Source organism: Burkholderia stagnalis, assembly GCF_902830275.1.
In the GTDB taxonomy this organism is placed as follows: Bacteria; Pseudomonadota; Gammaproteobacteria; order Burkholderiales; family Burkholderiaceae; genus Burkholderia; species Burkholderia stagnalis.
Map to the genome: position 1 here is coordinate 235,145 of NZ_CADESW010000007.1, position 19,622 is coordinate 254,766.

Annotated in this window: 13 protein-coding genes; 8 read left to right on the plus strand and 5 right to left on the minus strand. The window is 69.5% G+C overall.

Going from position 1 to position 19,622, the window contains the following annotated elements:
* Nucleotides 1-224: 224 nt before the first annotated feature.
* From HWY45_RS15405 to HWY45_RS15430, 6 genes are read left to right on the plus strand one after another with little or no spacing between them, the layout of a single operon-like run.
* Nucleotides 225-2,012 carry an O-linked N-acetylglucosamine transferase, SPINDLY family protein gene (locus HWY45_RS15405; protein WP_059563921.1) on the plus strand — a complete coding sequence of 596 codons (1,788 nt, stop codon included), beginning with the start codon at nucleotides 225-227 and terminating at the stop codon, nucleotides 2,010-2,012.
* Nucleotides 2,009-2,950: a UDP-glucuronic acid decarboxylase family protein gene (locus tag HWY45_RS15410; protein ID WP_059564019.1), complete on the plus strand. Its 942-nt coding sequence runs from the start codon at nucleotides 2,009-2,011 to the stop codon at nucleotides 2,948-2,950. The genes HWY45_RS15405 and HWY45_RS15410 overlap by 4 nt, the downstream gene beginning before the upstream one ends.
* Nucleotides 2,947-4,152, plus strand: coding sequence for a methyltransferase domain-containing protein (locus HWY45_RS15415; protein ID WP_059882177.1), 1,206 nt, complete (start codon nucleotides 2,947-2,949; stop codon nucleotides 4,150-4,152). Before HWY45_RS15410 ends, HWY45_RS15415 begins: the two co-directional genes overlap by 4 nt.
* Before the next feature lie 14 nt (nucleotides 4,153-4,166).
* A complete protein-coding gene (locus HWY45_RS15420; protein WP_059882388.1) occupies nucleotides 4,167-6,665 on the plus strand; it encodes a tetratricopeptide repeat protein in 2,499 nt (832 codons plus the stop codon).
* A complete protein-coding gene (locus HWY45_RS15425; protein ID WP_059882175.1) occupies nucleotides 6,662-9,151 on the plus strand; it encodes a tetratricopeptide repeat protein in 2,490 nt (829 codons plus the stop codon). The genes HWY45_RS15420 and HWY45_RS15425 overlap by 4 nt, the downstream gene beginning before the upstream one ends.
* Nucleotides 9,148-11,412 (plus strand): O-linked N-acetylglucosamine transferase, SPINDLY family protein, encoded by a 2,265-nt coding sequence (locus tag HWY45_RS15430; RefSeq protein WP_059882174.1) that lies wholly within the window; start codon nucleotides 9,148-9,150, stop codon nucleotides 11,410-11,412. Before HWY45_RS15425 ends, HWY45_RS15430 begins: the two co-directional genes overlap by 4 nt.
* Before the next feature lie 180 nt (nucleotides 11,413-11,592).
* Here HWY45_RS15430 and HWY45_RS15435 read toward each other — a convergent pair whose 3' ends face one another.
* The 3 genes from HWY45_RS15435 to HWY45_RS15445 form a co-directional block, all read right to left on the minus strand.
* Complete coding sequence (locus HWY45_RS15435; RefSeq protein ID WP_059804283.1) at nucleotides 11,593-11,889, minus strand: flagellar protein FliT; 297 nt, start codon at nucleotides 11,887-11,889, stop codon at nucleotides 11,593-11,595.
* A gap of 33 nt (nucleotides 11,890-11,922) precedes the next feature.
* Nucleotides 11,923-13,347, minus strand: a complete 1,425-nt coding sequence (gene fliD, locus HWY45_RS15440) for a flagellar filament capping protein FliD (RefSeq protein ID WP_059882172.1) — start codon at nucleotides 13,345-13,347, stop codon at nucleotides 11,923-11,925.
* A gap of 191 nt (nucleotides 13,348-13,538) precedes the next feature.
* A complete protein-coding gene (locus tag HWY45_RS15445) occupies nucleotides 13,539-14,357 on the minus strand; it encodes a flagellin domain-containing protein (RefSeq protein ID WP_059804290.1) in 819 nt (272 codons plus the stop codon).
* 542 nt (nucleotides 14,358-14,899) lie between these two features.
* Here HWY45_RS15445 and rpsU point away from each other — a divergent pair.
* Nucleotides 14,900-15,112 carry a 30S ribosomal protein S21 gene (rpsU, locus tag HWY45_RS15450; protein WP_006401410.1) on the plus strand — a complete coding sequence of 71 codons (213 nt, stop codon included), beginning with the start codon at nucleotides 14,900-14,902 and terminating at the stop codon, nucleotides 15,110-15,112.
* 183 nt (nucleotides 15,113-15,295) lie between these two features.
* Here the strand turns inward: rpsU and HWY45_RS15455 are convergent, their stop codons facing one another.
* Complete coding sequence (locus HWY45_RS15455) at nucleotides 15,296-17,419, minus strand: TonB-dependent siderophore receptor (protein ID WP_059882170.1); 2,124 nt, start codon at nucleotides 17,417-17,419, stop codon at nucleotides 15,296-15,298.
* A 231-nt stretch (nucleotides 17,420-17,650) separates the two neighbouring features.
* Here HWY45_RS15455 and HWY45_RS15460 point away from each other — a divergent pair, with 231 nt between their 5' ends.
* Nucleotides 17,651-18,886, plus strand: a complete 1,236-nt coding sequence (locus HWY45_RS15460; RefSeq protein ID WP_059882168.1) for a PepSY-associated TM helix domain-containing protein — start codon at nucleotides 17,651-17,653, stop codon at nucleotides 18,884-18,886.
* 24 nt (nucleotides 18,887-18,910) lie between these two features.
* Here HWY45_RS15460 and HWY45_RS15465 read toward each other — a convergent pair whose 3' ends face one another.
* A complete protein-coding gene (locus HWY45_RS15465; protein ID WP_059882166.1) occupies nucleotides 18,911-19,513 on the minus strand; it encodes a DNA-3-methyladenine glycosylase I in 603 nt (200 codons plus the stop codon).
* Between the last annotated feature and the right edge of the window lie 109 nt (nucleotides 19,514-19,622).

A 19,622-nucleotide genomic window follows, 5' to 3' on the forward strand; every position in this document is an offset into this window, starting at 1 on the left:
ACACGTCGGGGACTGTCCGTGCGTGCCGCAGCAGCAGGCGCGTGAAGGCGCTGCGACGCGATATCGACGGGTCATCCGTGCGCGGCGCCGCCCCCGGGGCGTTGCGAATCCGCGACCGGATGACGCGCCGCTCGCGCAATTTCCGGCAGCGCGCCCCGCGCGGCCGACGCGTCGGCGCAGGCCGCGTTTCGAACCCCGTATTGGCTAGCAGGACGACCGATCTCATGATGCCCATTTCCCCCGCCACCGCCACGATCGAGCACGCGCTGGCGCACCATCAGGCCGACCGCCTCGAAGAGGCCGAGACCCTGTACCGGCAGATCCTCGACGCCGATCCCCGGCACGCGGACGCGCTTCACCTCCTCGGCCTGATCGGCCATCAGTACGGGCGCTATCAGGAGGCCTCCGACCTGATCATGGCGGCGATCGGGATCCGGCCGGACGCGATCTACTACTACAACCTCGGCAACGTGATGCAGGCGGACAACCGCCATGCCGCCGCCGCCGAGTGCTTCCGCCTCGCGATCGAGCTTCGGCCCGACTACGTCGACGCGTACAACAACCTCGGCAACGCGCAGCGGCTCGCCGGCGACGCCCGCGCGGCCGTCGATGCGTTCTGCAAGGTCATCTCGCTGCAGGCGGACAACGCCAAGGCATACAACAACCTTGCGAACGCGCTGTTCGACCTGAACGAGATTCCGGCCGCGCTCGAGGCGTACCAGCACGCGGTCGCGCTGCGCCCCGATCTGCCTGAGCCGCGCAGCAACCTGCTGTTCGCGAGCCACTGCAGCGAGGCGTTCGACCAAGACGCGTATCTCGCCGAGGCCGCACGCTACGACGAACTCGTCACGCGCCGCGCGAAGCCGTGGACGGACTGGCTCGTCGACCTGACCGCCCGCGTCGGGCGGCCGCTGAAGGTCGGCATCGTGTCGGGCGACCTCAAGTCGCACCCGGTCGGCTATTTCATCGAGAGCATGCTGAAGCACCTCGACGCGAACCGGGTCGAGATGCATGCGTACCCGACGCGCGACGTCGAGGACGATCTCACCGCCCGCATCAAGCCGACCTTCTCGACGTGGACCTGCATCGCGGGCCTGAGCGACGAGGCGGCGGCCGCGCAGATCCGCGCAGACCGCATCGACGTGCTGCTCGACGCATCGGGTCACACGATCTACAACCGCCTGCCGCTGTTCGCGTGGAAGCCGGCGCCGCTGCAGGCGAGCTGGCCCGGCTACTTCGCGAGCACCGGCGTGCGCGCGATCGACTACGTGATCGGCGACCGCCACGTGCTGCCGCCCGCCGAGGCCGCGCACTTCACCGAGCGGCCGTGGCATCTGCCGGACAGCTATCTGTGCTTCACGCCGCCGGCCGGTGCGATCGACGTCGGCGCGTTGCCGATGCTCGCGAACGGCCATCCGACGTTCGGCTATTTCGGCAAGCTCGCGAAGATCACCGATCGCGTCGTCGCGGTCTGGTCGCGCGTGCTGCAGTCGGTCGCGGGCGCGAAGCTGTTCGTGAAGGCGGAGCATCTCGACGATCCGCGCGAACAGCAGGCGCTCGCCGCGCGCTTCGCGGCGCACGGCATCGACGCGCAGCGCCTGATCCTCGAAGGCCGCTCGCCGCGTGCCGAGTACCTGGCCGCGTACCGCCGCGTCGACCTGATGCTGAGCCCGTTCCCGTACCCGGGCGGCACGACGACCGCCGAGGCGCTGTGGATGGGCGTGCCCGTGCTGTGCCGGCGCGGCGGCCGGTTCCTGTCGCATATCGCCGAGAGCCTGCTGCATGCGGCGCGGCTGCCCGAGTGGATCGCGGACGACGACGACGCGTATGTCGCGAAGGCCGTCGCGCAGGTCGGCAAGCCGGCCGAGCTGGCGGTGCTGCGCACGACGCTGCGCGCGCAGGTGCTCGCGTCGCCGCTGTGCGATGCGCCCCGCTTCGCCCGCAACTTCGAGGATGCGCTGCACGCGATGTGGGCGCGCCACGTCGACGCCGCGCCGGAAGCGTCCGCGTGAACGGCGCCGCGGTCCTGATCACCGGCGGCGCGGGCTTTCTCGGCTCGCACCTGTGCGAGCGCCTCGTGCATGCCGGCCACGACGTGATGTGCGTGGACAACTTCCACACCGGCAGCAAGCAAAACATCGCACACCTGATCGGCCGCGTGAACTTCGAGGTGATCCGCCACGACGTGTGGCTGCCGCTGTACGTCGAGGCGGATCGCGTGTTCAACATGGCGTGCCCCGCGAGCCCGGTCCATTACCAGAGCGACCCCGTGTCGACGGTGAAGACGGCCGTGCTCGGCGCGATCAACATGCTCGGCCTCGCGAAGCGCTGCGGCGCGCGCATCCTGCAGGCGTCGACGAGCGAGGTGTACGGCGACGCGCAGCAGCATCCGCAGCAGGAAAGCTACTGGGGCAACGTCAACCCGAACGGGCCGCGCGCGTGCTACGACGAAGGCAAGCGCTGCGCGGAAACGCTGTTCTTCGACTACCACCGGCAGCACGGCGTCGACATCCGCGTGGTGCGGATCTTCAACACCTACGGCCCGCGCATGCGCGCCGACGACGGCCGCGTCGTGTCGAACTTCATCATGCAGGCGCTGCGCGGCGAGCCGATCACGCTGTACGGCGACGGCAGCCAGACGCGCTCGTTCTGCTACGTCGACGATCTCGTCGAAGGGCTGCTGCGGATGATGGACCAGGACGACGACACCGGCCCGATGAACCTCGGCAACCCGAGCGAGATCACGATCCGCGAGCTGGCCGAATGCGTGCTGCGCCTGACCGGCTCGAAGAGCCGGATCGAATACCGGCCGCTGCCGACCGACGATCCGCTGCAGCGCCGGCCGGACATCGGCCGCGCGCGCCAGCGGCTCGACTGGCAGCCGGGCGTGCAGCTCGAAGACGGCCTGAAGGAAACGATCGCCTACTTCCGCAACCTGGTGAAAGCATGAGTCTCAACCTGATCGACGCCGCCTGCCCCGTCTGCGCGCACGCGATCGCCGCGCCGTTCTTCGATGCCGGCGCCTGCACGCTGGCGACGCTCGCGTGGCCCGATTCCGCCGAAAGCGCGCGCGCGCTGCCGCGCCATGCGCTCGAGTTCGTGCAGTGCCCGCGCTGCTCGCACGTGTGGAATCACCGCTTCCATTACGACGCGATTCCGTACCAGAGCAATCCGAACCGCATGTTCAACAGCGGCGGCATCTGGAAGGGGCATCTGGCGGCCACGCGCGACCTGCTGCTCGGCAGCCTGTCCGCGGCGCCGACCGTCGTCGAGATCGGCTGCGGCGAAGCGCACTTCGTGCGCGGCCTCGCGCAGGCGAGCACGGGCGGGCGCTTCATCGGCTTCGATCCGAACGCGAGCGTCGGCACCGGCAACGGCATCGAGTTCCATGCGCGCCTGTTCGAACCGCTCGCCGACATGGCCGAATTCCGGCCCGACGCGATCGTGATCCGCCACGTGCTCGAACACCTGACCGAACCGGCGAAGCTCGTCGAGCAGCTCGCGTGGGGCGCGGCGAGCCAGCCGAACCCGTGCTGGCTGTTCGCGGAGGTGCCGTGCATCGACCGCGTGTTCGAGACCGAGCGCCTCGCGGATTTCTTCTACGAGCACGTATCGCAGTTCACGACCGAATCGTTCCGCGCGCTGATGGCGCGCGCCGGCGAGATCGTCACGCTCGCGCACGGCTACGACGGCGAGGTCGTCTATGCGCTGGTGCGGCTCGGCGTGCCGGCGCCCGCGCGCGCGCGCGCCGATGCCGCGGCGCGCTTCGCGGCCCGCACGGTCGCACATCGCGCCGATATCGCGCAACAGCTTGCCGAGCTGGCCGAGTCGGGCCGGCGGGTCGCGATCTGGGGCGGCACCGGCAAGGCGGCGGCGTTCATCCATCACTTCGACGCCGACGCGGCCCGCTTCCCGCTCGTCGTCGATTCCGATCCCGACAAGGTCGGCACCTGCGTGCCGGGCACCGGGCAGCAGATCGTGTTCCGCGACGCGCTGAAAGCCGCGCCGGCCGACGTGATCATCATCCCGACCCAGTGGCGCGCGCGCGACATCGTCGCCGAGATGGCCCGCGAAGGGATCGCCGCGTCGGCCGTGATGATCGAGCACGGCGGCCGGCTGATCGATTTCGGACGCGATCCGCATCCGTATTGAGCACGGCGAACGAGATGGACGGCATCGGGCAGACGTTGCAGGCGGCGCTCGCGCATCACCAGGCGGGGCGTCTCGCCGAAGCGAAGGCGCTGTACGACGCGATTCTCACCGCGCAGCCGGGCCAGCCGGACGCGATGCACTTCCTCGGCCTGCTCGCGTGCCAGCTCAAGCAGTACGACGCGGGCATCGCGCTGATGGAGCGCTCGCTCGTCGCGCGGCCGGACGCGGCGTACTTCAACAACCTCGGCAACATGCTGCGCGAATGCGGGCGGCTCGACGACGCGATCGCGCACTACCGCCGCGCGGTGGCGCTGCGGCCGGACTATCCGGAGGCGCACAACAACCTCGGCAACGCGCTGCGCGACGCACGCGACCCGGCGGCCGCGATGACGAGCTGCGCGCGCGCGATCGAGCTGCGCCCCGGCTACGCGGAGGCGTACAACAACCTCGGCAACGCGCTGCAGGACCTGGGCGAGCACGACGCGGCGGCCGCGAGCTACGGCAAGGCGGTCGCACATCACCCGCAGTACGCGGAGGCCTACAGCAACCTCGGCAACGTGCTGCGCGCGCAGGACAAGCTCGACGCGGCGGCCGACGCCTATCGCCGCGCGCTCGCGCTGCAGCCGGGCCTGCACGCCGCGCGTCACGGCCTGGGTCTCGTGCAGTGGTCGCAGGGTGCGCTGGACGAAGCCGTGAGCACGTTGCGCATCGCGGCGGAAAGCGGCGATGCGAGCGTCCACAACAATCTCGCCGGCCTGCTGCGCGACACCGGCGATCTCGACGGCGCCGCTGCGCACTACGGCCGGGCGATCGAGCTGGACGCGTCGATGGCGGTTGCCCACGCGAACCTCAGCGGCGTGCGCCGCCGGCAGATGCGCTACGCGGAGGCGCTCGCGCACGCGCTGGACGCGATCCGGCTCGCGCCGAACCTCGCCGACGCGCACAACAACGCAGGCAACGCGTATCACGGGCTGGAGCGGCTCGACGACGCCGAGGCCAGTTATCGCACGGCCGTCGCGCTGAACCCGGCCGACGCCGGCGCGTGCCACAACCTGTCGGTCGTGCTGCTGAAGCTGAACCGGCTCGACGAAGCGCTCGCGTTTTGCCGGCGCGCGCTGGACGCCGGCGCGCCCACCGTGTCGATGCGCGTCAACCTCGGCGACATCCAGCGTGCGCAGGGCAACGTCGACGCGGCGGTCCCTGCATATCGCGACGCGCTCGCGCTGGTGCGCGACGACGCCGGCGACGACGCGGCGGAAGTGCTGGGCCGGCTGCTGTTCAGCGCGGCGGCGTCCGCGTGCGTGAGCCCCGCCGACTACCTGGAAGACGCGCGGCGCTACGGCCGGCACCTGGCCGCGCGTTCGACGCGCTACGTGCACGATCCGCGCGAGCGGGCCGCGCGCGCGCAAGGGCGGCCGCTGCGCGTCGGCTTCGTGTCGGGCGACCTGCGCCAGCACCCGGTCGGCATCTTCCTGGAAAGCGTGCTCGTGTACCTCGATCGCACGCGCATCGACCTGCGCGTGTACGTGACGGTGGACGAGGAAGACGCGATCACCGCGCGGCTGAAGCCGCACGCGTGCGGCTGGCGCTCGATCGCCGGGCGCTCCCCGGCCGCGGCCGCGCGGATGATCCATGACGACGGCATCGACGTCCTCGTCGACCTGGCCGGCCATACGCAGGCGAGCGGGCTCGCCGTGTTCGGCTGGAAGCCCGCGCCGGTGCAGGCGAGCTGGCTCGGCTTCTTCGCGTCGACCGGCTGCGATGCGATCGACTATTTCATCGGCGATGCGCATACGTTGCCGGCCGACGAGGCGCACCACTTCGTCGAGAAACCTTGGCGGCTGCCGGACAGCTGGCTGTGCTTCACGCCGCCGCCGTACGACGTCGAGGTCGGCCCGCTGCCGATGGCGGCGCGCGGCTATCCGACGTTCGGCTGCTTCGGCAAGCTCGTGAAGATCGGCGACGACGTCGTGCGCACCTGGTCGCGGCTGCTGCATGACCTGCCGGAGTCGCGGCTGCTGCTCAAGGCGCAGGAGCTCGACCGCGCGAGCGTGCGCGACGCGACGATCGCGCGCTTCGCGCGGCACGGCATTGACGCGGCCCGGCTCGAATTCGAGGGCGCAACGCCGCGCGCCGAGTATTTCACCGCGTACAACCGCATCGACGTCGCGCTGAGCCCGTTCCCGTACCCGGGCGGCACGACCACCGCCGAGGCGCTGTGGATGGGCGTGCCGGTGCTCGGCATGAAGGGCGGCCGGTTCGTCACGCACATCTGCGAAAGCCTGCTGCACGCGGCGGGCATGGGCGACTGGATCGCCGACGACGAGGACGCTTACGTCGCGAAGGCGATTGCCGCGGTGCACGACCGCGAGCGGCTCGCCGCGCTGCGCGCCGGGCTGCGTGCGCAGCTGCTCGCGTCGCCGCTGTGCGACGCACGACGGTTCGCGGCGCATCTCGAAGCGGCGTTCCTCGGTATGTGGCAACGCTATACAGAGACGACAAACGAAGCATGAACGATATCCTCGACACGCTGCAGGCGGCGCTCGCGCATCATCAGGCAGGGCGTCTCGCGGAAGCGAAGGCGCAGTACGACGCGATTCTCGCCGCGCAGCCGGGCCAGCCGGACGCGATGCACTTCCTCGGCCTGCTCGCGTGCCAGCTCAAGCAGTACGACGCGGGCATCGCGCTGATGGAGCGCTCGCTCGTCGCGCGGCCGGACGCGGCGTACTTCAACAACCTCGGCAACATGCTGCGCGAATGCGGGCGGCTCGACGACGCGATCGCGCACTACCGTCGCGCGGTGGCGCTGCGGCCGGACTATCCGGAGGCGCACAACAACCTCGGCAACGCGCTGCGCGATGCGCGCGATCCGGCGGCGGCGATGATGAGCTGCGCGCGCGCGATCGAGCTGCGCCCCGGCTACGCGGAGGCGTACAACAATCTCGGCAACGCGCTGCAGGACCTGGGCGAGCACGACGCGGCGGCCGCGAGCTACGGCAAGGCGATCGCGCACCACCCGCAGTACGCGCAGGCGTACAGCAACCTCGGCAGCGTGCTGCGCGCGCAGGACAAGCTCGACGCGGCGGCCGACGCCTATCGCCGCGCGCTCGCGCTGCAGCCCGGGCTTCGCGTTGCGCACCAGGGGCTGAGCGCGACGCTGATCGCGGCCGGCGATCCGCACGGCGCGGTCGAGCATGCGCGCGCGGGGCTCGATCCGCACGACGCGGATGCACACTACGTGCTCGGCAAATTGCTGCGCGGCATGAACGATTTCGACAACGCGGGCAAGCTGTTCGAGCAGGCGGTCGCGATCGACCCGGCGCATGCGCCGGCGTGGGCCCGGCTCGGCGAACTGCGCGGCCAGCAGGGCGAATACGAGCAGTCGGTGCAGCTGTGCCGGCGCGCGATCGAGCTCGATCCCGAGCTGGCCGACGCGTACAACTTCCTCGGCCTCGCGTATCACAACCTCGACCGGCTGGCCGCCGCGGAGCTGAGCCACCGGCACGCGATCGACCTGAACCCCGACGACGCCGACGCGCATCACAACCTCGCCGCCGTGCTGTTCCGGCTCGACAAGCTCGACGACGCGATGAAGCATTCCGGGATCGCGCGCGACCTCGGCATCGATCCCGTGAAGATCCAGCTGACGCTCGGCGACATCCTGTGGGCGAAGCGCGATTTCGCCGGCGCGGTGGACGCGTTCCGCGTGGCGATCGACCACGACCCGCATCGCGCCTACGCGCGGCTGATGTTCAACATGTCGAGCTCGCCTGCGTTCGAGCCAGAAGAGTGGATCGCGGAAGCGCGCCGCTACGGCGAATATCTCGCGCGCGACGCGGTCCCGTTCGAGCACGACCGCGAAGCGCGCGTCGCGCAGGCGCGGGGGCGGCCGCTGCGCGTCGGCTTCGTGTCGGGCGACCTGCGCCAGCACCCGGTCGGCATCTTCCTGGAAAGCGTGCTCGCGCGGCTCGACCGCTCGCGCATCGAGCCGCACGCATACGTGACCTTCGTCGTCGAGGACGACGTGACCGCGCGGCTCAAGCCCGGCTTCGCGAGCTGGAACAAGCTGACCTGCATGAGCCGCGAGCAGGCCGCGCGGATGATCCACGACGACGGCATCGACATCCTGATCGACATGGCCGGCCACACCAACTGGAGCGGCGTGCCGATCTTCGGGCACAAGCCCGCGCCGGTGCAGGCGAGCTGGCTCGGCTTCTTCGCGACCACTGGCTGCGACGCGATCGACTATTTCATCGGCGATGCGCATACGCTGCCGGCCGACGAGGCGCACCACTTCGTCGAGAAGCCTTGGCGGCTGCCGGACAGCTACCTGTGCTTCACGCCGCCGCCGTACGACGTCGAGGTCGGCCCGCTGCCGATGGCGGCCAACGGCGGCGTCACGTTCGGCTGCTTCGGCAAGCTGACCAAGGTCAGCGACGACGTGGTCGCGCTGTGGTCGCGCATCCTGCATGCGCTGCCGGACGCGCGCCTGATGCTGAAGGCGTTCGAGTTCGGCACCGGCGACCTGAACCAGGCGACGCTCGAGCGCTTCGCGCGGCACGGCGTCGGCGCGGACCGGCTGATTCTCGAGGGCGGCTCGCCGCGTGCGGAATACTTCGGCGCGTACAACCGCATCGACATTGCGCTGAGCCCGTTCCCGTACCCGGGCGGCACGACCACCGCCGAGGCGCTGTGGATGGGCGTGCCGGTGATCGGGATGAAGGGCGGCCGGTTCGTCACGCACATCTGCGAAAGCCTGCTGCACGCGGCGGGCATGGGCGACTGGATCGCGGACGACGAAGCGGCATACCTGGAGAAGGCGGTCGCGTTCGCGCGCGACCGGGAGCGGCTGGCGACGCTGCGGGCGACCCTGCGCGAGCGCACGCTGGCGTCGCCGCTGTGCGATGCGGCACGCTTCGCGCGCAACCTCGAGGATGCGCTGCACGGCATGTGGGACGTCTACGCGACGGGTGATGCGCCCGCCGGGGGCGCGCGATGAGCGAAATCGCCCGGCAGCTGGACGCGGCGCTCGCGCATCACCAGGCCGGCCGCCTGGCCGACGCGCGCGAGTTGTACGAGGCGATTCGCCGCAGCGAGCCCGACCAGCCCGACGCAACGCATTTCCTCGGCCTGCTCGCCTGCCAGCTCGGCCAGTTTCCCGCCGGCATCGCATTGATGGAGCGGTCGATCGCGCTGCGCGCCGAGCCGGTCTACCTGAACAATTTCGGCAACATGCTGCGCGCGCACGGCCGGCTCGACGACGCGATCGCGGCCTACCGGCGCGCGGTCGCGCTGATGCCCGCCTACGCGGAGGCGCACAGCAACCTCGGCAATGCGCTGTGCGACGCGGGCGATCCGGACGCCGCGATGCTGAGCTGCGCGCAGGCGCTCGAATTGCGCCCCGATTACGCGCAGGCGTACAACAATCTCGGCAACGCGCTGCGCGACAAGAACGCGCTCGACGCCGCCGCGCGCGCCTACGACAAGGCGATCGCGCTCGAACCCGCCTATGCGGACGCGCACTACAACCGCGGCAACGTGTTTCGCGTGCAAGGCCGGCTCGACGACGCGGTGCGCTGCTACCGGCGCGCGATCGAGCTGCAGCCGCACCTGTACCAGGCGCATCACAGCCTCGGGGTCGTGCTGTTCGAGCGCGACGAGCTCGCGCCGGCGATCGAGAGCCTGACGCGCGCGTCGCAGGGCGGCAGCGCCGAAGTCCTGCTCAGCCTGGCCGCCGCGTTCGACCGCGCGGGCGATCTCGAGGGCGCCGCGGCGAGCCTGCGGCGCGCGATCGCCGCGGCGCCCGACCGCGCCGAGCTGCATCACCATCTGGCGCAGGTGCTGGTGCGGCAGGGCAAGCGGCCGGAAGCGCTCGAAAGCTGCCGGATCGCGCTCGCGCTGCCGGGCCAGACCGCGCACATGCATGCCGTGTCCGCGGAAATTCTCTGTACGCTGTGGCACTTCGAGGCCGGGCTCGCGAGCTACGATCGCGCGCTCGAGCTCGATCCGTCCTATGCCGGCGCGCACTCGGGCCGCCTGTTCTACCAGGCCAGCATCGAGCGCTGCCCGCCCGCGCAGCTGCTCGACCATGCGATGCAATTCGGCGCGCGGATGGCGGAACGGGCGTCGCCGCGGCGGCACGCGCCGCGCGCGGCCGGCGGGCGGACGCTGCGCGTCGGCCTCGTGTCCGGCGACCTGCGCTCGCATCCGGTCACGGTGTTCCTGCTGGCCGTGGCGGCGGCGCTGGATCCGTCGAAGGTCGTGCTCGCCGCGTACGCGACGCAGTCGCGCGAGGACGACACGACGGCCGCGCTGAAGCGGCACTGCGCGATCTGGCGCGACATCACCGCGCTCGACGACGAGGCCGCGGCGGACCTGATCGCCGGCGACGGCATCGACATCCTGATCGACCTGAGCGGCCACACGTCGTTGAACCGCCTGCCGCTGTTCGCGTGGAAGCCTGCGCCGGTGCAGGCGACCTGGCTCGGCTATTTCGCGACGACCGGCATCGCCGAGATCGACTACATCATCGGCGACCGCCACGTGCTGCCGGCCGGCGAGGAGACGCACTTCGTCGAGCGGCCGTGGCGGCTGCCGGACAGCTATCTGTGCTTCACGCCGCCGCCGCAGCCGCTTGCCGTCGAGCCGCTGCCGGCCGCCGGCAACGGCGTCGTGACGTTCGGCAGCCTCAACAACGCGAACAAGCTCGGCGACGCGGTGATCGCGCTGTGGGCCCGCGTGCTGCATGCGGTGCCGGGGTCGCGCCTGCTGCTCAAATCGCCGCAGCTCGACGAGGCGGCGCTGCGCGTGAGCCTGGCTGCACGGTTCGCCGCGCACGGCATCGACGCGCAGCGCCTGCCGATGCGCGGCGGCTCGACGCGGCTCGCGCACCTGAGCGCGTTCAACGACATCGATATCGCGCTCGACCCGTTCCCGTATCCGGGCGGCACGACGAGCCTGGAAGGGCTGTGGATGGGCGTGCCGCTGGTCACGCGGCGCGGCGGGCGGTTCCTGTCGCACATCGGCGAGAGCATCCTGCATACGCTCGACATGCCGGAATGGATTGCGCAGGACGACGATGACTATGTCGCGAAGGCGGCGGCATTCGCGAGCGACCTGCCGCGGCTCGCGGCGGTGCGCGCGGGGCTGCGGGAGCGCCTGCTGCGCTCGCCGCTGTGCGATGCGCCGCGTTTTGCCCGTCACCTGGAAACGGCGTTCGCGCAGATGGTCGACGCGGCCGTCGAACGCGCGGAGCGGTAACGGGCGGCGTGCAGGCAAGGGTGACGCGCGACGCGATCGCGCGGCCCGGCCGGCGGCATTCCGCGACGAACCAAAAAAAAAGCCGCATTGAAGCGGCTCGACGGTAAGGCGACAACGCGCTCCGCTCGACTGGCGGCGTCTTGTTGTTCGAAAGGCGCGGCGCCCGAAGCGCCGGGCCGGTCACAGCATGCCGGTCGTCTGGTACAGGCTCGCGGCCTTGATCCGGTCGCGAGACTGCGCAAATTCCGCGCTCAGACGCTCCCGGTCCTCATGGGCCTGCTCCGTGATCGACGCGTCGATCGCCATGATCTGCCGGAGCAGGTCCAGCGCGTCCGGCGCCTGGTCGCTGGACAGGCCCATCAGCAGCGGCGAGCGTTCGTCGGCGAGGGCGGCGACGCGCACCCAGTCGCGCGCGTCGGTCGCCGACTGCATCGCGCGGGTCAGGTCGAGGGCGCGGGACAGGGTGGCGGTCGTCATGGTTCGGCTCCGAGGGGGCGGTGCGGCGGGCGCTTACTTGTTGGTGGCGAGCGCGCCGGCGCTGTTCTGGCCGCCGAACAGCTGGGTCAGATACTTCGTGTTGTTCGCCATCGTCGCCATCAGCGTGTTCAGCGCGGTGAACTGCGCGTTGTACTGCTTCGTCAGCTGGGCCGCGTAGGTCGACAGCTGGGTCTGCTGACTCGTCAGGTTCGCCACGTCCGCGTTGATCGCCTTGGTGCGCTGGTCGATCAGGCCGTTCGTCTGCGTGTAGCCGGTGATCAGCGAATTGAGCGTCTTGCCGATGCCGTTGGTCGTGTTGAAGATCGCCGACACCGCCGAGTTGTTCGACGTGAGAGCCGTGGTCAGGGTGGCGGTGTCGACCTTCAGCGAACCGTCCGCGTTCAGGTTGATGCCGACGGAGGCGAGCGAATAGGTCTTGCCGCCCGTCGTGACGCCGCTGCTGAGCGCCGTCGCGAGCGTGTTCTGGATCGAGGTCAGCATCGAGTCGCCGAGCAGCGGGCCGGCGTTCGACGTCGTCGGATCGTAGGACGACAGCTGTTTCGCGGTGGTCACGAAGTTGCTGTACGCGGTCGCGAAATTGTTGATCGCGGTCGTCATCGCGGACGTGTCCTGCGACAGCGTGATCGTCTGCGGCGTGTTGAGCGCGAGGGTGCCCGGCGCCAGGGTCAGCGTGACGCCCGTCAGCGCGCCCGACACGCTGTTCGACGCGCTCGTGACCGGCGTGCCGTCGATCGTCAGCTTCGCGTCGGCGGCCGGCGTGGTGGTCGCGTAACCCGACGTCAGCTTCGAATTGACGCCCGCGCCCGTGATCGCGATGGTATTGGCTGCGCCGGTCTGGTTCGATTGCAGCACGAGGTGCTGGCCGTCCGAGCCCGTGACGACCGACGCGGTGACGCCCGGATTGCCCGACGCGGCGTTGATCGACGATGCGATGTCGGACAGCGCTGCGCCGGCCGACACGTTGACGTTGAACGCGGGGTTGCTGCCGTACGTGATGCTCAGCGAGCCGGCCGTGATCGCATCGGACGACGTGAGGCCGGCCGACGTCAGCTTGTTGGCGGACGCGAACTGCGAGACATTGACCTGGTACGAGCCCGCCACGGCGCCGCTGCCGCTCTTGATCGTCGTCGTGATGCCGGTGCCGCTCGCCGTCGCGGCGAGGCTCGAGAGCGTGCTGCCGTTCGACAGGCCGGTGATCGCGGTCTGCAGCGCGGACAGGGCGGACTTCAGCTGGCCGATCGCCGTCAGTTGGGTGTTGTCGGTGGTCAGCTTGCCATTGAGGATGGCCGCTTGTCCTGCCGTCTTCGACTGAACCATCGTCGTCACGAGCGAATTGACGTCGAGCGTCGAATTGGTCGAGCCGCTGATGAGCGATTGCCCGGCCTGGGCCAGGATGCTGCTGATATCCGCGCTGCTGACGGGGGTGGTAGTGGTCATGCCGTTGCTCCGGTCGTCCGCGCAATCAACGCGCGCGATGCGGCGGGTGGCCGCGGTTCAATGCAAAGAGGGAGGCATGCCTCCCTGGAGAATTCGTGTCGGGGCTGTTGCGGCGGCGTCGCGCTGCGGCATGGCGACGCCGCCGAGCCCGGAGGCGGGCGGGCGAACTGCCCGCCGCGCGTGCTTCTCGATTAGCCGAGGAGCTTCAGGACTTGCTGCGGCATCGAGTTCGCTTGCGCCAGAACCGAGATGCCTGCTTGCTGCAGCACTTGCGCCTTGCTCAGGTTCGCCGTTTCCGTCGCGAAGTCCGCGTCGGTGATCTGCGAGCGAGCTGCGCTCATGTTGGTTGCCTGGGTTTGCGTCGTCGAGATGGCAGCCGAGAACGTGTTCTGTGCCGCACCCAGCTGTGCCTGGAACGTGTTGACTTGCTTCAGTGCCGCGTCGATCGACGTGAGTGCCGACTGAGCTGCCGTCTGGTCGCTGACGCTCAGGGTGTTCACGTTCATGCCCGAGCTGTTCCACACCGTGCCGCCGAAGTTGACGGCGACGGTCTGGTTCGCTGCCGCGCCGATCTGGAACGTGACGTTGCCTGCCGCGCTCAGGATGGTCTGGCTGTTGAACGTCGTTTGCGTCGCGACACGGTCGATTTCGCCGAGACGCGTCGTCACTTCAGCTTGCAGGTTCGCACGTGCGCCCGAATCCAGCGAGCCGTCGCCCGATTGCTGTGCCAGAACGCGGATGCGTTGCAGGTTGTCGATCGTCGATTGCAGCGCGCCGTTGGCGGTCTGGATCATCGAGATGCCGTTGTTCGCGTTTGCCACGCCTTGCGTCAGCGCGTTGATCGCTGCCGTTTGCGACGTCGAGATCGCGAGGCCTGCCGCGTCGTCAGCTGCGGTGTTGATGCGCTTGCCCGACGACAGGCGGTTGATTGCCTGCGACAGCGCGTTTTGCGTGCCCGACAGGTTCGTCTGCGTCGACAGCGACAGGATGTTGGTGTTGATGTTCAGCATTTGCTTCCTCGTTTGGGAAAACGCCTGTGTGAGGCAGGTTTTCAATCTCGGCGTCGCGCTTATCGCGAGTTGCGCTGGCCGCCTTTCCTGGTTGACGGCGGCACCCGGCGAAAACTTTAGAGGGTTGATCGATGAAATTCGGGACGGAAGCTCGAGCGGCCCCGCGGATCGCGCGCGACGCCAAGGCCGGCGGGCATGCCGGCCGGTGCGGGCCGCCGGCCCGCGCAAGGCCGGACCGGCCGCGGCTGTCGCGCGGCGGCGGCGGGATCACGAAAAGGGTGGTTTTGTCTGTGATTCCCTGCTATGATGGCGGGCTGAATTGAGATTTTCTGTCACGCCTGTTGCCGTTACGGCATCTCTGCTGGCAGTCAAACGCGGCGCTGCACGCGGCTGTGAAGCGTACTCGCGGTGCTTTCCGCCTCTCTTTTCCGGCCTCCGAGGCCGTATTTCCGCTCGTTTCGCCTGTTGTGGGAACGCCCGGATGGCCGGTGCGTGGCGCTTGGCCGCTACGTTTTTGACCGTTTAAGCAATTTAGGAACGACATGACGACGATTCTTCTGAAAGAAAACGAGCCGTTCGAAGTGGCGATTCGCCGCTTTCGTCGCGCTATCGAAAAAAATGGCCTGATCGCTGAACTGCGCGAGCGCCAGTCTTACGAAAAGCCGACCGCAGTCCGCAAGCGCAAGAAGGCAGCTGCCGTCAAGCGCCTGCACAAGCGCCTGCGCAGCCAGATGCTGCCGAAGAAGCTCCACTAAAAGCTTCCCCGGTTCGCCGCGAAACGGCGGAGCGTGCTTCGAAAGAAGCCGCTCCGCCGTTTTGCTTTTTGCGCGCCGTTAGGGCCGGCGCAAGCCCGTTATTAAATTAGCGTGAACAGGCCCTGGGGCGCCGTCCGGGCGGCGGGCAGCGGCGAGGCCGCGCCGCCCGCTGCCCGCACGCCGTCAGAAGTCGAGCTTCGCGCTCACGCTCACCGTGCGCGGGTCGCCCGGCTTCACGTAGCCCGCGTACTGGAATTCCCAGTAGCGGCGGTTCAGCAGGTTGTCGATCGACGCCCGCAGCGTGAGCTCGCGGCCGCCGATGCGGGTCAGGTAGCTCGCGCCCGCGTTGACGACGAGGAAGCCCGGCGCGTCGATGCCGCCGGCCGCGCGCAGCGGCGTCGCGCCCGTGAACTTCGCGTCGGCGCCGAGCGTGAGGCCCGGCACGCCCGGCACCGCATAGCCGAGCTTGCCGGCCACGACGAAGCGCGGCGCGCCCGCGACGCGGTTGCCGTTGTTGGCGGCACCCTTCGCATACCACGCGTCGAGCAGCATCACGTCGAGGCCCGCGTTCCAGTGCTTGCCGAGCTGCGCGGTCGCGCCGAGCTCGATCCCCTGGAACACCGATTCGCCGTCCTGCACATAGACGTTCGCGGCGTTCGCGTATTCCGCGCGGCGCTCGATGCGGAACAGCGCGGCCGTCGCGCTCCAGCGCGCATGCTCGCTCTTGATGCCCACTTCGTATTGCTTGCTGCGCAGCGGCTTGAGCACGACGCCCGCGTTCGCGTAGATGTCGTTGACGCGGCTGCCCGGTTCGAGCGATTCGACGTAGCTCGCGTACGCGGTGGTGGTCGGCGCGATCCTGAACATCACGGCGAAGGTTGGCGTCACGACGCCGTTCTGGCTGTAGCCGGGGTTCTCGCCGCCGGTCGGCTTGAACGAGGTCTGCTCGTAGTTCATGTAGCGCGCGCCGGCGAGTGCCGACCAGCGCTCGGTGAGCGCGACGGTGTCGCTCGCGAACAGCGATTTCTGCGTGATCTCGCTGTCGCGGTACTGGACGATGCCGTGCGGGCTTTCGAAGCGATGCGGGTTCGGCGAGTAAATATTGCCGGCGCCGAGCGACTGGAACACGCTGTTCGTCGAATAGTCGTTCGCCTGCTTCTGCCAGGACGCGCCGAGCACGATCTGGTGGCTGAACGGGCCCGTGCGCACCTTGCCTTCGAGCATCGCCTGCCACTGGCTGAAGCGGTGGTCCTCCATCCCCACGTAGCGGCTGTCGGTGTAGTCGCCGGCCGCGTTCTGCAGGTACAGCGTGCTCTCGTTGCGCCGGCGCGTCGCCTTGCTGTAGCTGTAGGTCGTGCTGAGCTGCCAGTCGGGCGCGAGCTGGTACTGCACGCCGAACGTGTAGAGCTGCAGGTTCGTGTTCAGGTACTGGTCGTTGCTGCCGAGGTTCGTCGTGCCGCCGCTCAGCGTCGCCGGCAGCGCGCTGCCCGTGTAGCTGCCCATGTAGATCGACGGCGTCTGGCCCGTCGTGCGGCGATCCTGGTACAGCGCGTCGAACGTGACCGACAGGTCGCGCGTCAGGTTCGCCTGCAGCGCCAGCGAGACGCTGTCGCGGCGGATGTTGCCGTCGTTGTAGGTCTTGCCTTCCTCGTGCGTCGCGTTCAGCCGCGCGCCGAACCTCCCGTTCGGCCCGAAGCGCTGGCCGAGGTCGGCGTGCTCGGTCCAGATGCCGGTGCTGCGATAGCCGACGTCGACGCTGCGCACCGGCGTCGCGCCCGGCTGCTTCGTCACGTAGTTGACCATGCCGCCGGGCGTCGCGAAGCCGTACATGAAGCCGCCGAGCCCCTTCAGCAGCTCGACGCGTTCGAGCTGCTCGTACGGCATCGTGATGCCGTACGCGACGAACGGCAGGCCGTTGATCTTGTAGCCGTTCTGCCAGTCGAGCTGCATCCCGCGCACGGTCGTGTAGCTGGCCCACGCGCCGTACGCGCCGCTGTTGTCGGACACCGACGCGTCGCCCGCGAACACGTCGCCGAGCTTGTACGGCCGGCGCGCCTCGAGTTCGTCGCTGGTCACGATCGTCGTCGAAAATGGCGTGTCGAGCTGGCGGCGCGACCCGAGCGCGCCGCTCGAGATTTCATCGCGCAAGTGCTGCGGCGAATCGTGCGTGGCCGTGATGTCGAGGGCCGGCAGGGTGGCGGCGCCGGCGGGCGCTTCGTCGGCGCGGGCGAGCGACGCCGCGCAGAACGCGAGGGCGGCGGCCAGCCGGAGCGGATGGGCGGAACAGCGGATCAGGCGGTCGGTCATTGTGCAAGTTCAAAGAACGATAGTGCGAATCATTCTCATTACGTTAAAATGCCGCGCATCGTATCAAAACCCGTTGGCTCCGCAACAATTCCATGACGATTGCAAGGACATCCGGCCGCGCCGCGCGCGGGCGGGGCGCATGCTGGCTTTCTCGACCATACCCATGACCAGCCTTCCGACGATGATCCGGGCCGGCGCGCGTGCGCGCCGCCCGCTTTTGCGCGGTGCGCGATGAACGCGGTGCTGCGGCCTGTGCTGGTGCGCCTGCACCGCTGGTTCGGTCTCGCGATCGCGCTGTTTCTGTTCGTCGCGGGGCTGACCGGCGCGCTGATCGCGTGGGATCACGAACTCGACGCGCAGCTGAATCCCGATTTCTACGTGGCACGCAGCAGCGGCGCGCCGCTTTCCGCGCTGGCGCTCGCGAGCCGGATCGAGGCGGCCGATCCGCGCGTGCAGGTCACCTATCTGCCGCTCGGCGTCGAGCCCGGCCGGACGCTGCAGGCCGGCGTCGTGCCGCGCGTCGACCCGGCCACCGGGCAGCCGGCGGCGCTCGACTTCAACCAGATCGCGATCGACCCGGCCACGGGCGCCGTGCAGGGCCGCCGCGAGTGGGGTGCGCTGTCGCTGGCGCGGCTCGACCTGATGCCGTTCATCTACCGGCTGCACTACACGCTGTTCCTGCCGGTGCGCGGCGGCGTGAATCTCGGGTTCTGGACCATGGGCATCGTCGGCATCGTCTGGGCGCTCGATTGCCTGATCGCGCTGGTGCTGGCCTTTCCGAGCGTGAAAAGCTGGCGCAAGTCGTTCGCGTTTCGCGTGCGGCGCGGCGGCTATCCGCTCGTGTTCGACCTGCACCGGTCGGGCGGCGTGTGGGTGTGGGGGCTGCTGCTCGTCGTTGCGGTCACGTCGGTGTCGATGAATCTCTCCAACGAGGTGGTGCGCCCGCTCGTCGCGCGGTTCTCGCCGCTGGCCGCGACGCCGTACACGAACCCCGAGCGGTTCCCGCCCGCGCCGGCGGGCAGCGTGACGCTGCCGCGCGAACGGATCGTCGAGATCGCGCGCGCGGCGGGGCGCGACGCGGGCTTTGCCGCGCCGCCTGGCGCGCTGCTGTTCGTGCCGGCGATGAATGTCTATGCAGTCGGCTACTTCACGCCCGGCAACGACCACGGCGACGTCGGGCTCGGCAACGCATGGCTGTACTGGGACGCCGTGACCGGCAAGCCGGTGGCCGCCCAGGTGCCGGGGCGCGGCTCGGCCGGCGACCTGTTCATGCAGGCGCAGTTCCCGCTGCACTCCGGGCGGATCGCGGGCGTGGCGGGCCGCGCGGCCGTCAGCGCGCTCGGGATCGTGATCGCGATGCTCGGCGTGACGGGTGTCTGGATCTGGCTGAAGAAGCGTGCGGGGCGGGTGCGCGCGGCGCGCAATGCGCGGGCGGCTGCGTTGGCTGGGCCGGCTGCATCGCGCTGAGCGGCCCGTCGCGCCGCGTTCCGGCTAGCGCGCGCGTTTCGCGCGCGCCGGCTGCTTGCCGCCGAGCGCCGCGCACTGCGCGCGGCACGGGCAGCCGAGTTCGTGATCGTTGATCATGCCGGTGGCCTGCATCAGCGCGTAGCAGATCGTCGAGCCGACGAACTTGCAGCCGTATGCCTTCAGCGCCTTGCTGAGCGCGTCGGAGCGCTCGGTCGACGCGGGCGCGTCGCGATACGACTCCCATGCGTTCTGGATCGGCGCGTGGTCGACGAACGACCACATGAACGCGGCGAGCGAGCCGTGTTCGTCGCGAATCCGCTGCACGGCCCGCGCGTTGGTCACCGCGGCTTCCACCTTCGCGCGATTGCGCACGATGCCCGGATCCTCGAGCAGCTTGTCGATGCGCTTCGGCGTGAAGCGCGCGACCGCGTCGACGTCGAAATCGGCGAATGCGGCGCGGTAGCCGGCGCGCTTGTTCAGGATCGTCGACCACGACAGCCCGGCCTGCGCGCCTTCCAGGATCAGCATCTCGAACAGATGGCGGTCGTCGTGAGACGGCATGCCCCACTCCGTATCGTGATAGTGAGCGTCCGCCTCCGTCTTCACCCAGTTGCACCGCTGCGCCATCGTCTGCCTCGCTTCCCATGTCGATTCGATCGCGCCAGCATAGCGGAAGCACCGGCGCGCGGCAAAGCCGGCCGAACGGCAGATGGGCGCGCGGCGCCGATCCGGTTAA